The following is a 14,612-nucleotide window of genomic DNA, read 5'->3' as shown; positions in this document are numbered from 1 at the left end:
CGCCCGTTCCCCGTGATTTCTACCGTTCCCCACCCTACGATTCGTGATTCGCTCTATGGATGATTCCAAATCCCGAACACGCGCATTCCGATACTCAATTGCGACGATCTTGTTCTTGGCTGCATGCGTTGCGGGGATGCTTGCCGGCTACCGGGCCGGATTCAGCACCGGTTACTCCAGCGGGATCGAGGAACGACGATCAGAGCTGCCCATGGTGACGATTTATGAATTCGACAAGATCTTTAGCGAGTCTCAGCTTACGCAATCTCAGCTAAATGACGCCGGAGTCGGACGGCTCGATTTGGTAGTCATGGCGATTGAGACAACGATTGAACCGGACACTTGGGAGGCATTGGGAGGTGAGGGAACGATACGCCCGATGGGAGAAAATGCGATCGCTGTTAAACAGCGACCATACGTTCACGAGCAGATCTCTGAGTTCTTCACTAATCCGGACGTTGCAATAAAACTGATCGGTTACGCCTTGCAAGAGTTTCAACGAATGGCCGCTTTCCGAGCTTCTGGCCCGCCAATGGGCATGGGTATGGGAATGGGAATGGGGACAATGGAAGCTTCCCCTGGCAGCGACATGGACAACGACGGCGGGGAACAATCGGATGCACACGAGTCGCCGAGTCAGGTTCAATGAAGTGGTTGGTCGATCGTGGCGACCGTGTGATCCGTAGCGTTCCGCCAATGAAGCATGAAGATCCATTACCTACATCCTTTAGACGATGAATCGTGGTTGGTCCCAGAAGAAGTGGTCACTCGCTTCCGCGCCGAGTTTCCTCAGATCGCAGTCGATGCTAACGCTGCACGCGAACAAGGAGCGATGGTTTTGCGCAAATACAGAGCATTGCTTGATGCCGGATTTGGAAACGCAGACTCTCTTTCGATCGACGAGCTTGAGGATCGGTGGCGCGGTGCATTGGCAATTCGCGTTATGACTGATGAGGATGGCGATGAATCATTCCAAACCGTAGCATGCAACCGCGATCGATTGCGGCTTGATTTCGGCCACTCGGTGAATGGACGTCGGCAGAAACCGATTGCTGTTCGGGCAGCGAAAGCACTGGGTTACGATGTACAATCGCTGGACGGAGACTGAGACACGGTCCTGCGTAAGTGGCGGAACAATCAAATGCACCGAAGCCGCCGAGTTGAGTTCGTTTTGAGGTCGAGTCGTTCGCGGCGGCTCGGTGATTTGTACCGTTATCCGAAAGGGAAAGGCAATGCGCAAACGGCTTCCCAAGACATTCAGAGTGCGCACCTTACTCGCGACTGTTTGTGTGGCAGCCGTTGCAAATGCTCTAGTGACAACACCATCGCGGAATGCCGCTGCACTGTGTGACTTGATCGCTGACACCAGGGTGATTGGTGGGGATCGAAATCTCCAGGATACGCTGAGCCAATTCAACGTGCGAATCGAAGACGGAGGTTCACCAATACCGCCGCACGCTTTTGGATTCAAAACTACGGTCAGAACTCCGACTCTAGAAGATTACTTACGGTTACAGCATCCAATTGAGGTTCAATTCACCACAGACCCTATTCCATCTACAGCGTCTGGACGAACCGTTCGACATTTTATCAACTACAATGTGAGCCTCTTTAAGAGGCTTCACGAGACCGAGCGGTCTGAGATGGTTGTCAACGAACGCTAGATTTCAGTATCGGTTGAGTATTGGTATCGTGCGAAGCAAAAAACGCGGGATAACCAGTAAGGATTTGACTTCGCGAGCTTGCGAGCCGAAGTTCAAGTCCTCTGTTCAAGAAGCCCGATAACGCTCGCTCGGCCGCCTAAATCTCTCTTGGATTTTGCTTCGATGGCCCGGGCTCGTTCAAGACGTATCTGCCAGGTGCGATGCTCTTCGGCGGTTGCCATGCTGGTCTCGATACGGTGAGCCGGCGGCAGCGGATGTGCGTTTTGCCTGCCAAGGTGCGCTTCGGCACCACGTCTGCGCGAATTTGAACGCGATCAGCGCAGAGCGTCTCTGTTCGCCTCCCCGATGACGTTTGATTTTGTGTCTCCGATTTCCGTTGAACGTTCAATTGGCTCTCCTTTGAAACGCCGCCGGTGGAGGTCCACGAGGAAGTGGCATCGGGTCGAAGCTGACCGTCACCACACGCAGGTCACCACCACAGTGGGCACAGCGAGGCTCGCTGACGAGACGTTCCGGTTGTGGAGCATGCCCGCTGGCCAACCAGTACACCCAGCCCAGATGCATCCACACAAGGAGTTGCAGTTCATCCAGGCGGATCGCCGAATTGCTGCTCATCCAGCCATAGTGCCGCACTTTCTGGAATCCGCTGGGGAGAATGTGCTGCGCGAATCCCTCGACGAACTTGACACCTTTAACGTTCCGCTCGATCGTCCGCTTGGCCTTTGTGGGCGTGACGGTGTACGAGACCGAACTGTCGGTGACCGAGACGATCCGTTTGTCGCTGATCGCGACTCGATGGATGTAGGGCGCGAGGTAACGCAATGAGCCCCACGCATTTCCGACCGCTTCGATGTCCACCACGAAGTTCTTCTTCCACGCTTCGCGCGGCACCGAATCGTAAAGTCCACAGCGGCGAAGCTCGTCAGCCAACTTCGCTTTGTAGACCCGAACCAGGGTGCCGTGGCGAAACAGGAAGCCTTGCGGTGTGCTCTGCCAGCCGATCGCCGCGCCCTCCTCATCGACCTTCACTCCACCGCCGGGGATGATGTAGTGAATGTGCGGATGATAGACGAGCGGATCTCGCCCCCAAGTGTGCAGAACGCCGAAGTAACCGAGCTTGCATCCTTTCAGTGCTTTGGTTGCGGCACCGACGTCCCGAATGCTCTGTGCCGAAGCATCAAAGAGCGAACGATAGCCTTCACGTTGGTTCGCGCGCAGCACCAAGCCGACTTCACGGGGAACCGTGAAGGTGACGAAGAAGTGATGAACCGGTAGCAACCGCTTCTGATGCTTCTCGATCCAACGTTGCGACTTCTCGTGACCACAGGTGGCGCAGTGACGATTTCCGCAGCTCCGTCCCGTCCAATGCGTTTGGCCGCAGCCGTCGCATCGATACAGGACTCCGCCAAGGGCACCGGTTCGGCAAAACGGCAACAACGAGATCACGCGTGCAACCTGATACAGTGACTCGGGGAGCGGGTCGGGAAGCTTGGCGAGGTATGCCGGTCCATGCTTGGCGATGGCTTCGGCCAGCGTGGACACGTTTCGGCGACCGGTTTACTTCAGTCGTGCGGGACAGCCGAGCGCATCGGGATCATCGTCGTCCCCCGGCAACTTTCCGAACAGTCCGTCGATCGCTCCCCGCGCATTGGCCTCCGCATCTTCGGTCAGATGTAGATAAACGAGGGTCGTCTGCAGCGAGGAGTGCCCCATGTATTTCTGGATGACCTTCAGCCCAACTCCGGCTTCGAGCAGATGCGTTGCGTAAGAATGTCGCAACGTGTGGATCGTGCTTTTCTTGCCGAAGTTGAGCTTCTTGGCGATCTGCTTCATCGCACCTTGGACGGTGGTTTCCGACATCGGACGCTCGGCCTTGCTCTTGCCATGGATGTCGAAGCAGTACCCGGGCGAAACGGCGGGGAAGATCCACGTGTCGTGATGATGGGTCAGCCAATAGGCACGCAGCAACTTCAGAGTTGATTCTGGCAGCGGGACGTAACGATCCTTTGCCCCTTTGCCGCGGTGGATGTGGGCAAAGCCGCGTTGGCTTTGCAGATCCGTCGTCTGCAGATGAAGCGCTTCGTTCAGCCTTAAGCCCATCGAATAAGCGGTCCAGAAATACGCGTAAATCCGCAAGGTGTTCGCCTGACCGATCAACTCGTGGGTTTGGCTGATGGTCAGGACTTCCGGCAGTGCGGTGATGTTTTGCAGTTTGAGCATGGAAAAGATGTCCCAGTCTCGCTTGCAGGTGCGGGTAAAAAAGAACTTCACTCCCGAGAGGGCGACACGCAGTGAACCGTAGGCGAAACCTCGGTCGTTCTTGAGGTGCAAGAAGAATTGGCGAACATGGTTCTCAGTGACTTGGTCGGGGGAGCACTTGGCGAAATCGGAGAGTTGCCGGATGGCACGGATGTATCCGTCGTGTGTCCGCTTGGCCATCCCGGAGAGTTGCAGGTCTTCGCTGAGTTTTTGACGAAGATCCTCGGGAAAGTAGGCCCCCAGAGCAGCAGACTTTTGCGAATTGCGGCGACGATTGTTAGACTTGGACATCGAAAGTTCCTTGTGGAAGGAGTGTGTGAAGCGGTTCACCGTGAACCGCTCCTTCCATCAAGGTCTCATACCCACCAAAATCCCGCCGCGAAGCGGCTTACTTGAACCAACGGATGCACGACGAGCGGCGAAGTCAAGTTGGTTGAAGCGGATGATCTCTCGTCGCCGCCGCGTGATCCTTACCGTTCACGCTGCTAACCGACGCCTGACGACAGCGCCAATTTCCACTTTCGTGTGTTTGGCGTGTTTCGTGGTTCCCTCTTCTGCAATGTTCTCAGTATCGTCCAGCGCTTGACATCCCGACTGCGATTGGTGCGACCGAAGCGCGCCCTCTGGATTTCATCAGACCTCTGTTTCCTAGTATTCGCTTCTGATGCCAAGGTTCGATTGGTGGGCGGTCGACTCGGCCGAGTGAGACGAACCGGCGTCACTAATGACGACGGTAAAGTGATTGCTGAATGCAACGGAATCGATGGATCGTATTTGGCTGGTTGGGCGTTGTGTCTTAGGCCCGGAAGGCCGATAGAGTGTCTGCCGGTGGTGTCAGCCACCGGGGATGGATTCCAAGCAACGCTCAAGGCCCAGAGGGCCGACACCGTATTCGGGGTTTGATCGCTCCCGGGCGGCCAAGAGAACAATTGTGTCGGCCCTTCAGGCCTTTGTGCTTCATTGCCCTGAATACCGGTGGCTGACACCACCGGCAAACACTGTGCCAGTCCTACGGGCTTCATCGTGACTGTCCAGCGAAGACAAGTCTGAGCCAGACACTTCGAATTTCCCTCGGCGATTCCAACTCAGTGCATTGGCAACCAGCGATGATGGCTCGAACCGTCGTCGTAGCCGGATGCGTGAACCAAGTGGTGGGCCGCAGTCGGCGAGTCGAGTTTGTATTTGAGTTCAGGTTGATCGCGCCGACGCGGTGACCACCGACGTTGAACTTGCTCGAATTGCTTGCCGTTTCGACGGTTGATGTGCGTTCACGGTAGGTCGGGGTTAGATGGACTCTGGGGCCTTAGGCTGACGCCAGCTTCTTGAATCCTCTGGCCGCAGGTCGTCAGCGTTTTGGTGCAGCCGTCGTCTTGGTCTCTTGTGGTCCATCGAGTGATCCGCGGGCGCATGACTCCCCCGTCACTTGCGTCGTGTGGTCCGCGGTGTTTTCCTTTTATTGAAAGAAGAATCCGAGCGAACACACGCCGCGCCGATCCTTTGGAGTCGAGCGGCTTTGGGTATTGGAAGTGCACCCATGAGATCAAGACGCGGTTGCCAGCGCGACGCGGATGAACTGCGTGCAAGGGAAATCGTGTCCAGTGACCGGCCGACGTGAAGGCCGACAAAGTTCTGGCGCCGATCGATCCCCGTTGCTCCGCATGCGCGGATCGATCGGAATTCGTTACCCGAATGAGGCTTAATTGAAACGACATATCGTACTTCTGGGCGATTCCATTTTTGACAACGCGCTGTACGTGCCAGATGGTCCCTCCGTCATCGAACATTTTCGCCGGATACTCCCTGCTGGTGATCGTGCAACGATGATTGCGTTGGATGGAGCCACCGTTTCGTCGGTGTTTCGACAACTCGAACGGGTTCCGGATGATGCCACTCACTTGGTTCTGAGCGCGGGCGGAAATGATGCGCTCTGGATGGCGGGCAATATCTTCGCTCAAGAAACGACTGACGTACGCACATCATTGCAACGTATCGCGGAGTTGCTAGCTGAATTCACGGCCGAGTACCGTCAGCTGATCCGCGACTTGCGCGAGCTGCGGCTTCCGCTGGTGACGTGCACTGTGTACGACTCTGTGCCCGGACTTGATTCAGCGGAAGCGACTGGTCTCTGTGTGTTTAACGATACAATCACACGTACAGCTTTCGAATTCGGTACTACCTTGATTGACTTGCGAACGATTTGCATCGAATCATCAGACTACTCATCGGTTTCGCCGATCGAGCCTTCGGCAAGTGGGGGCGGTAAGATAGCCCGTGCTATCATTGATGCATTGTCCGATGGCCACGATTTTCGGCGCGTCGTTGGGTAACAATTCACCTTCGCCGACTGAAGACTTGTGCCGACCTATACGCTGCACAAACGGCCCGCACACCACGCATGCAAATGGCACGAACGCTGACTCGATCCGCAAAACCAGATGCCGATACCAACGACTTTGTTGCTGGCGGCTACGAGCGCGCAATCCACGGCATTGAGGCCGAAGTGCGGCCTATTATCGAACAGAATTACGCCGATGAATGGACCGCTTCGGGGATCGTGAAACGTTGGTTCCTTCTACGCCGAATGGAACGCGAGATCGCGGAGCTTGTGGCTGAACGCTCGCGACATATCTCGCCAAATTCGCTTTTCTGACCCCGTAGCCAAACAACACGGAACCCGGTCGATGCGATCAATGTGCGTCTCGGTACTCAGTGTTCTCTGTGGTTTGGTCCTACGGCGATTCGATTTGCGGGTGGTTGATGGGAATGGTATGTCTTGGACAGCATCGATTGCTGTGGTCGGCGGTAATCTGCTGCAAAGTGCGGCGAATATTGGGTTGGCGCTGACGCCTCGAAAGCGTCTTCTTGAGATGGTTGATCTTTCGCTCGGCCCCGATCAACCCTGCCGTTGAACTTAACCGAATTGCTTGCCGTTTCGATGGTTGCTCTGCGTTCAAGGTGGGGCGGCGTTGCTTGGGATTCCGGGCCTTAGGTTGACGCCAGCTTCTTGAATCCTCTGGCCGCAGGTCGTCGGCGCTTTGATACGGTCGCCGTCTTGATCTCTTGTGGCCTATCGTGTGATCTGCGGGCGCATGACTCCCCCGTCACTTGCATCGTGTGGTCCGTGGTGTTTTTCTTTTATTGAAAGACGAATCCGACCGAACACACGACGCGGCGATCCTGGGGAGTCGGGCGGCTTTGGATATCGGAAGTGCACCCATGAGATCAAGACGCGGTTGCCAGCACGACGCGGATGAACTGCGTGCAAGAGAGTTCGGAAGCGGACGGTTTGGAGAAGGGGAAGCGATCGCAGCAAGCGTGGAACGGAATGGCCAGTTGATGGCACTGTTACCGAAATAATCATGATCCGATGGCGCTAGCCAGGGCCTCCAACGGCTACGTCGTCACCGGTACGCCCGCGGCTAGCGCCGTCGGCTCACCAAGTCGACAGGCCGATGAGCGGCCGGTTGAAGGTCCTCACTGCCGCAACAGCCTTGGAAGGGCGACACCGTCCATGCGGCGGTTTCGACCCGCTGGGCACTGTGTCGGCCTTCCAGGCCTGCGTTAAAGGTGCATCGCAGTCCGGCCCCTGACCGGCCCGGCAAGCACTCTGTCAGCCCGCTGGGCTTTCTGATCCTGGGGCGGCGGTCCGTTCGATCGGGCATTGACCCATGCGATGGGGGTGCTGAAACGCGCTGCGACCCCGTCCGGGGTCGTGGGGAGGTTTGGGGGCGTCGTCCGGAGGTGTCGCTGCGCTGACCGCCGGCTACTCGCTGTGATCCCTTCGGGATGTCGATTGTATTACTGACGAATGACTCGCCGTACCGCGTTGTGGGGACGACTCGCGAGCGGCAACCGCTCCTGCGGCCCGCACGCCAGCGGCGTGCCACATCAAAGCTTGGGGTCGCGCCCGCGCACCCCAAGTTCCGGTCGCCAACCGGCCGCCAACCCCAACGGGGTTGAACAGAGCAACACGGTTCGCCCGATTCACGCCGCGGTTTGCGCACCTCGGATTGTGCCGCGCCGTTTGTTGAACCCCGCTGGGGTTCCCCTGTCCTCTGCGCCCCCACCCGGAGTGCGCTTCGCGACTCCGGGCTTTGTTGTGGCACCGCTCTGCGGTGTGCACCGCAGAGCGGTGCTTGCCCAAGAGTCGCTCAGTAATGCAATCGACGTCCGTCGGGATGTCGATTTGATTGCTCTGAGAGGTGAATCAGAAAACGCAACGGTACTGGCGGCGGCGCCGGCCCCTTTTCCCGCATCCAACTCGAGTTCGCCTGGGACTAAAACGCTGGCACCCACAGTCAGGATCCGTTCTAATCGTGTCCAGTGACCGGCCGACGTGAAGGCCGACAAAGTTCTGGCGCACGATCGATCCACGTTGCTCCGCATACGCGGATTGACCGCAATTCGGTATGCGGCTGAAATGTGTCAGACTGCAATTGCCGCGCGATCCAGTTCCAACCGTTTCACAACGAGACCGCATTGTTCGATCTGCGCTACTGCTGAACGCATCGCCTCGTCACGCGTCTCCGCGACGCGATCGAACACGATTTCAATGCCTTCGTCGTGTCCGCCGACGTGACCATCATCACATCCCGCCGCCGCCAGATTGTCCGCGAGGTCCAGAATCTCTTGGTCCGTCATCACTTGGTGACTTATCACCACTCGAAATCTGTATTCCGTCATTTGAATCCTCACTTTGATCGTCCCCGCCAGGGCAGGACGCTACCTTCCGTTCAATTTGTTTTGCGTGGTTCTGCGGATTCCTTGGAGTTGAATATATCGCCATCCAACATGACTTGTGCCCATGCCCACATCGAATTGGACCCAAGCATGCGCTCTGGGCCCACTTTTCTTAACGGTCCACCCAGCGACCTCGGCCAACGATAGCGCCGCTCGAATCTCTTTGTTCGGATGTTTTGCCATCTTTGCCTCCCGTTTGTATCCTAGATTGCGATAGGATGTGGGCGAAAGCCCAGACGGGCGGGGAACCAAGCGATTCATACGGAGCGGCGGGGGCGGCTTGGCCTGGGTTCTAGTTTCCAAATCACTCGCCGCCGCCGATGATCGCCGACGTTGAACTTCATCGAATTGCTTTCCGCTTTGACGGTTGACGTGCGGTGTCGAAGGATTGGACAAACGCGTACGTCCAGCACGTCAGGCTGACGCCAGCTTCTTGAATCCTCTGGCCGCAGGTCGTCAGCGTTTTGGTGCGGCAGTCGTCTTGATCTCTCGTGGCCCATCGTGTGATTCGCAATCGCATGACTCCCCCGTCACTTGCGTCGAGTGGTCCGCGGTGTTTCTCTTTTATTGAACGACGAATCCGACCGAACATACGACGCGCCGATCCTGGGGAGTCGAGCGGCTTTGGATGTTTGAAGTTCGCCAGTGAGATCAAGACGCCGTTGGCAGCACGACGCCGATGGACTGCGTGCAAGAGACTTCAGAAGCGGACGGTTTGGAGAAGGCGGAAGCGATCGCAGCAAGCGTGGCGTCTGGGGGATGCCCGGGGGATGCCGATTTAGGTTCTGACAGATATGGCACCCTTCTCCCCCACAAATCGTTAACAAGCTTGCTTGTCGATTTGTGGGGGAGAAGTCATTGGATCTATCTGCCGGCATCCGGCATAATCAAGTCTGTTGACCGGTCCTCCCGAGACCGACAACGTCCAACGCCCGATCGATCCCCGTTCCACCCTATGCGCCGCTGAATCGCAATTGATCATCGGACTGAAATCAAGAATGGAAACTACGAATCCGTACCAGTCCCCAGCGTCAACATCGTCTGTAGATCGGCATCGCAGCACGGTACACCCCGACTGGCGATGGATGGTTTGCATGGTTCACCTGTTTTCCGCACTTTGCTTGTGGGGAGTGTTTTCCTCGGTCGGCAACACGGGTTGGCGGTTCTCCTGTCACGGCTATTGCTCGCTGCCGCTATTCGGTCCCGGTTCGACGGTGTTACGCTTCACGCTTCCACTGCTTCTCGCTGCTCTACCGACTGCTGCCACGTCTCTCGTTTTCTGGTATTTCTATCACAATCGCAATCCAGAACGAGCAGCAACAGGGCGCAACTTCTGCTTCCTGCTACTGGGCATCATCCTCGCCGCCGTCAACGCATCGCTGTACGATCCGATGGCCTGACATATTTTCCCCCCATACGGAGGTCGCCTGTCAGATTCCAAACCATTCTGCCACCATAGTGACCGTTCAAGTACTGATACTTGAGAACGCCCGAGAGATCATTCGACTTGGCGAGCGAGTCGACTGGATATCCTTCACGAAAACTTACTGGAGAGAGCCAGCATGACCTATCCCCGCACCTTTTCCCACATCGGCATTTCGGTCACGGACTTGGATCAAGCCGTCGACTTCTATACGAAAACGTTGGGCTGGTATGTGATCATGCCTCCCACCGAAATCGTCTCCGATGATTCCGCGATCGGCGTGATGTGTGACGATGTATTCGGGCAGGGGTGGGGACGGTTTCGAATCGCCCACCTGGCCACCGGCGACCGGGTTGGCATCGAGTTGTTCGAGTTTGAGAATGCCCAACAGCCCGAAAACAACTTTGAGTACTGGAAGACCGGTGTGTTTCACTTTTGCGTCCAAGACCCTGACGTGGAGGGACTGGCGAAGAAGATCGTTGAAAACGGAGGCAAGCAACGGATGCCCGTCCGCGAGTACTATCCCGGTGAAAAGCCTTACCGGATGGTTTACTGTGAAGACCCGTTTGGGAATTTGATCGAAATCTATTCTCACAGCTATGAACTGACCTATTCCGCCGGCGCCTACCAAGGCGATTCCGAATGAGGCCAAGGGAACAATGACCAACCGATTCAATCCTAGCGACGCACAAACCTATTTCACATCGAAGTTTTGGAAGGACCACGTTTTCGTTGGCAACGAGTTGGCCAAGAAGAAGGCCGAAATCGTCTTTCAGCGACGGAGCGTGCAGATCAGCTCCGTGATCTGCCTGACGCGGGCCGAATTGACGTCGCTTGCCGGCGAAATCCACCAGCGTCAGAGAGAGTTTGCCAACGCAGGGCCACACTCCACGTACGTCAGTCGGGCCGCGTACGACGTTTGGTCGCGAGGCGGAAGCAAGCCGAGTGATCGTCAATCGGCGAGCCACAAGAAGTCGACGTTCCGCTTTGCCGTTCAGAAGCAGATCGATGGCAAGTACGCGATCCATCACTTCGCGGGTTGAAGCGGCTGAACGCTGTTTCTGTAACCTGATCCGTTATTGCCAGAGTCGCAGCACGCTGACCAGATTGTGATGCTGGTCGGTCCACAGGGGCGCGTCGCGCAGTTCGTCGGCGGTCGCTGTCGTGGCGGCGGCCAGCGAGGGGGCTTGGAAGATTGCGTGTCCCGGCGCGGCGATGATCATCCAGGTCGAGTGGGTCGTCCCGATCGAGGCGTCTCCGATGCCTTCGAGCATGCGGCTTTCCAACCCGGCGTCGCGGCTGAGGTTGTGCACCAGCGGTGACAGTTCCAAGTGGTTGTTGGACGTGTGCACGGTCAACACTCCGCCTTCGGCCAGTCGGGTTCTGTAGAGCGCCATCGACTCTCGCGTCAGCAAGTGGGCGGGAATCGCATCACTGCTGAACGCGTCGAGAACCAACAGGTCAAACTTGGCGTCGGGCATCCGCTCGAGCACCAAGCGGCCGTCTCCGAGGTGCCGTGTCATCTGGGACGGACAGTCTTTCATGAAGGTGAAGTATCGATCGGCGATGTCGATGACCGCCGGATTGATTTCGATCAGATCGAAGTGATCCGCGGGGCGACCGTAGGTGGTCAGCACGCCGCATCCGAGTCCGACGATGCCAATCCGCAGCGAAGGATGTTGTTGCTGTAATGCTTTGATGACGTGGCCGACGCCGCTCTCGTGCCCGTAGTAAGTGGTCGGTTGAGATTGGTTCGGTGCGTAACGTTGCATCCCATGTAAGGTGCTGCCGTGTACCAGGCAGGTGCCGAGCGGTTTTTCACGGACTTTGAGCACGCCGAAGAAATTACGCTGCGATGCGATGGTTCGATTGTTGGACACAAACGCCATGGTCAAGATGGGCGCGATCATCAACACGATCGCGCCGTACTTCAAACGCGCCGCGGCGGCCCAGTCGTATTCGGTGCGGTTCCAGGTCTTGCAGGCGAAGAACAACAGGAACGTCAACGCGGTGACGAGGGCGACAAAGAACGGCAACTCGGCGTGGTTGTTCAACAGCAGCGGGCAGAGGATGGCAACGATCACACCACCGAGTGCGCCTCCGGCCGACAGCATCGCGTAGTACTGGGTCAGTTTGTCGGTTCCCGGTTTCAGCCGGGCGACTTCGCCGTGGCACAGCAGACACGCCCCGAACAGCATCACCATGTAGCAGCAGGCTTCGGCGATCAACTGGATGCTGCCCGGCAACAGCGTCTTGCCTTGGATCAGCGCCAACGCGGCGAGCGTGACCGCGGCGATCGGTTTGGGACGGTACCACTGTGGCGAGTCAAAGCAAACGATGAAGCTGGCCAGATACAGGCTGAGCGGAAGCACCCACAGAAACGGCACGACGGCGATGTCTTGGCAAACGTGATTGGTGACCACCAACAACATCACCGAGGCGAGCGCGGGCAACGCGATCCAAGCCGCTTGGATGTTGGCGGAAATCGAAGTCGAAGCGATAGCCGGTGCTGATGAATCGCCAGCGGGGCCTGATCGGGTTGCAGTGGTGGAGTCGTCGGTGATGCGGAACAAACTGATTGCGACGTAGCCTTGGACGAGCGCGAACAGGCAAAATAGCAGCGACCACATGCTGGATTGTGTCGACACCGAAAGCACGGGTTCAAACAAGAATGGATAGCTGAGCAACGCGAACAGCGATCCCGCGTTGGACAGCGCGTACAAACGGTAGACACGTTCGCTATTGTCGTGAAAGCTGAGCCACGCTTGGACGAGTGGGCCGGTGCTGGAGAGGACGAAATACGGTAGCCCGACGTGACTGGCCAGCATCCACAACAGGTACAGCGTCGGCGTCTCGCTGCCGGTCGGCTTCCACGCGTCGGAGGGTTCGATCGGCAACACCAGCGCCGCGGCGCTGAGCAACAGCAAGTGGATCACGGCCTGGGCGAACGGATTGCAGAACGTGCGGAGCACGTGGGCATAAAGGTAGCCGCCGAACAGCAAGAGTTGGAAGAACAGCATGCACGTCGTCCAGACCGCCGGGGTGCCGCCGAACCAGGGCAGCACACACTTGCTGATGATCGGTTGGACTTGAAAGACCAGGAACGCGCCGAGCAGAATGGTTGCGGCAAACCAGATCATGGACCGGCCGTGCGCCGAATCGGTGCCGGCAGTTTCGGTTTGTGAGGGTGATGACGGTTGGCCGCTAATGGATTTGGACATGGCTTGATAAATTTCCCTCATGCGTCGTTCGGATTTCAGGGATTGCCGCGGAATCGGTCGGAATGAAGTGATCGAGCACTCGTTTTGCACACCATTGCGTGGCAATCGATAGAAATGGCGCGAAACCCTAGGTCACCGATAGCCGCAGGATCGACGTGCGGGCAAAAAGTCGGGTAACTTATAAGGCTTCGTTCTGACCTCCTTCCCCGCCACCGTTCCTGGTTCCGCATTCGCGTGTCGCTCAGTCCCCCACGAGACGAAGCATCGATCGCGGTCCGCGATCGCGTTTACATTGATGCCAAGCGCGCCGCGATCTGGGGGCTGAGCGTGAACATCGTGTTGGTCGTTGCGAAAATGACTGGCGGGCTGGTTTTGCGAAGTTCCGCATTGATCGCCGACGCGGTCAATTCAATCGGGGACGTGACCAGTTCAGTTGCCGTTCGCGCGGCGTTGCACGTCGCCGAGCAGGAAGAAGACGACGATCATCCCTACGGGCACACCAAGGCTGAATCGATTGCGGGGTTCGGTGTGTCGTTGCTGGTGATGTTCGGCGCCGGAATTTTGGCGATCGAGACGATCCGGCAGTTCTCTGTGGTGCAGGCGATCCCGCACTGGTCGGCCGGCGTGATTGCGGCGGTTTGTAGCGTGATCAAGGAAGCGCTGTTTCGGTACACGTCGCACGTCGCCACCCGTCTCGGTTCGGCAGCGCTTCGCGCCACGGCGCTCGATCACCGCAGCGACGCGTTGGGGTCGGGCGCGATCGCGATCAGTTTGTTCGCCGCACCGTACCTGGGTGCGTTCGGGCCGTACGTGGATCCCGTCGCGGCCTTGTGCGTTTGCGGCGTGTTGATGATGACCAGCGCCAAGATGTTTTTAGCGATCGCGGCAGAATTGATGGACCAGCAGGCGGACGCGGCCACCGTGGCCAAGGTGCGTGACATCGCCGCGGATGTCGATCAGGTCAAAGAGATCGAAAAGCTGCGGGTCCGCAAAAGCGGGCTGGAGTATTTCATCGAGATCCACGTTCAAGTCGACGGCCAGTTAAGCGTCGATCAAGGCCACCGCATCGGGCACGAAGTCAAGAATCGGCTGTTGGCCAACATGCCGAGAGTCAGGGACGTGCATCTGCACATCGAGCCGTGGATGGGGGAGTAGGGGCGGTTTCAAGTTTCAAGTTTCAAGTTTCAAGTTTCCTGACACTGAGGCTTGGGGTTGCTGGTTCTAATGTTTTCTATGTTTGTTCGCGATGAAGCCTGGAGGGCTGGCACAGTGCATGCCGGTGGCGTTAGCCCAATGCCACCTATT

Annotated in this window: 12 protein-coding genes; 8 read left to right on the top strand and 4 right to left on the bottom strand. The window is 57.4% G+C overall.

The features are described from left to right. Positions 1-55: 55 nt before the first annotated feature. On the top strand, positions 56-649 hold the full coding sequence (locus TBK1r_RS32810; RefSeq protein WP_145219772.1) for a hypothetical protein: 594 nt from the start codon (positions 56-58) through the stop codon (positions 647-649). Between the two features lie 54 nt (positions 650-703). After that, positions 704-1,108: a hypothetical protein gene (locus TBK1r_RS32805; RefSeq protein WP_145219770.1), complete on the top strand. Its 405-nt coding sequence runs from the start codon at positions 704-706 to the stop codon at positions 1,106-1,108. Between the two features lie 940 nt (positions 1,109-2,048). Here TBK1r_RS32805 and TBK1r_RS32800 read toward each other — a convergent pair. Further along, a complete protein-coding gene (locus tag TBK1r_RS32800; protein WP_145207619.1) occupies positions 2,049-3,206 on the bottom strand; it encodes an IS91 family transposase in 1,158 nt (385 codons plus the stop codon). Positions 3,207-3,221: 15 nt separating this feature from the next. Further along, positions 3,222-4,214 carry a site-specific integrase gene (locus TBK1r_RS32795; protein WP_145219768.1) on the bottom strand — a complete coding sequence of 331 codons (993 nt, stop codon included), beginning with the start codon at positions 4,212-4,214 and terminating at the stop codon, positions 3,222-3,224. 1,409 nt (positions 4,215-5,623) lie between these two features. Here TBK1r_RS32795 and TBK1r_RS32790 point away from each other — a divergent pair. Next, positions 5,624-6,250: an SGNH/GDSL hydrolase family protein gene (locus TBK1r_RS32790; RefSeq protein ID WP_145219766.1), complete on the top strand. Its 627-nt coding sequence runs from the start codon at positions 5,624-5,626 to the stop codon at positions 6,248-6,250. Between the two features lie 74 nt (positions 6,251-6,324). After that, on the top strand, positions 6,325-6,573 hold the full coding sequence (locus TBK1r_RS32785; protein WP_145219764.1) for a hypothetical protein: 249 nt from the start codon (positions 6,325-6,327) through the stop codon (positions 6,571-6,573). A 1,775-nt stretch (positions 6,574-8,348) separates the two neighbouring features. Here the strand turns inward: TBK1r_RS32785 and TBK1r_RS32780 are convergent. Then, positions 8,349-8,606 carry a hypothetical protein gene (locus tag TBK1r_RS32780; RefSeq protein ID WP_419580627.1) on the bottom strand — a complete coding sequence of 86 codons (258 nt, stop codon included), beginning with the start codon at positions 8,604-8,606 and terminating at the stop codon, positions 8,349-8,351. A 1,151-nt stretch (positions 8,607-9,757) separates the two neighbouring features. On the opposite strand from TBK1r_RS32780, the gene TBK1r_RS32770 reads away from it, so the two are divergent. The 3 genes from TBK1r_RS32770 (at position 9,758) to TBK1r_RS32760 (ending at position 11,129) form a co-directional block, all read left to right on the top strand. Beyond that, positions 9,758-10,063 carry a hypothetical protein gene (locus tag TBK1r_RS32770; RefSeq protein WP_145219760.1) on the top strand — a complete coding sequence of 102 codons (306 nt, stop codon included), beginning with the start codon at positions 9,758-9,760 and terminating at the stop codon, positions 10,061-10,063. Between the two features lie 162 nt (positions 10,064-10,225). Further along, entirely contained in the window at positions 10,226-10,732 is a 507-nt protein-coding gene (locus tag TBK1r_RS32765) for a lactoylglutathione lyase family protein (RefSeq protein ID WP_145219759.1), read from the top strand. 13 nt (positions 10,733-10,745) lie between these two features. Beyond that, positions 10,746-11,129 (top strand): hypothetical protein, encoded by a 384-nt coding sequence (locus TBK1r_RS32760; RefSeq protein WP_145219757.1) that lies wholly within the window; start codon positions 10,746-10,748, stop codon positions 11,127-11,129. A gap of 33 nt (positions 11,130-11,162) precedes the next feature. Here the strand turns inward: TBK1r_RS32760 and TBK1r_RS32755 are convergent, their stop codons facing one another. Further along, complete coding sequence (locus TBK1r_RS32755; RefSeq protein WP_145219755.1) at positions 11,163-13,307, bottom strand: fused MFS/spermidine synthase; 2,145 nt, start codon at positions 13,305-13,307, stop codon at positions 11,163-11,165. A gap of 234 nt (positions 13,308-13,541) precedes the next feature. Here TBK1r_RS32755 and TBK1r_RS32750 point away from each other — a divergent pair, with 234 nt between their 5' ends. After that, the gene (locus TBK1r_RS32750) at positions 13,542-14,462 is read left to right on the top strand and encodes a cation diffusion facilitator family transporter (protein ID WP_419580626.1); all 921 of its coding nucleotides are present in this window, start codon (positions 13,542-13,544) and stop codon (positions 14,460-14,462) included. Positions 14,463-14,612 lie beyond the last annotated feature (150 nt).

The organism is Stieleria magnilauensis, assembly GCA_007753675.1.
Classification (GTDB): domain Bacteria; phylum Planctomycetota; class Planctomycetia; order Pirellulales; family Pirellulaceae; genus Stieleria; species Stieleria magnilauensis.
Note: the sequence above shows the minus strand (reverse complement) of the source record. Positions and strands in the feature narration are given on the sequence as shown.